1 pseudogene is annotated in these 568 nt (G+C 69.9%); it reads left to right on the top strand.

Annotated features, from left to right (window positions below):
• Window positions 1-402, top strand: a pseudogene (locus ABTU92_RS30800) (hypothetical protein); the annotation flags it as partial.
• Window positions 403-568: the final 166 nt, after the last annotated feature.

Below are 568 nucleotides of genomic sequence, written 5' to 3'. Positions count from 1 at the left end.
CAGGGGCCGGAATCGATCGCCGCGCTCGACGACGGCGGCTTCTTCGTCGCCTGGCAGGACGCCAGCGGCAGCGGCTACGGCGCCTTCAACATCCGGGGCCAGCGCTACGACGCCTCCGGCAATACCGTCGGCGGCGAGCTGCTGATCAACACCCAGCAGACCGGCTACCAGTACGCCCCGGTCGTGGCCGGCCTGTCGGGCGGTCGCGTCGTGGTCGCCTGGGAGGACGGCGCCTCGATCGGTGACGGCAGCGGCTCCAGCGTCAAGGCGCAGGTCTACGACGCTCTCGGAGCCAAGCTCGGCACCGAGTTCGTAGTCAACACCCAGACCACCGGCAGCCAGAACTATCCGTCGGTGGCGGGCTCGCCGGCGGCGGCTTCGTCGTCGCGTGGCAGGACCTGAACAGCACCTCGGGCGACATCAAGGCCCGCATCTTCGATGCGAACGGCGTCCAGGTCGTGCCCGAATTCCTGGTCAACACCACGACGGCCGGCGGCCAGCTCAAGCCGAGCGTCACCGCGCTCGCCGACGGCACCTTCGCGGTCGCCTGGCAAGACGCCAACGCCAA

This window comes from Rhodoplanes sp. SY1 (assembly GCF_046000175.1).
Taxonomy (GTDB): Bacteria; Pseudomonadota; Alphaproteobacteria; order Rhizobiales; family Xanthobacteraceae; genus Rhodoplanes.
The sequence above is the reverse complement of the archived record's forward strand: the minus strand, read 5'-3'. Positions and strand labels throughout refer to the sequence as shown.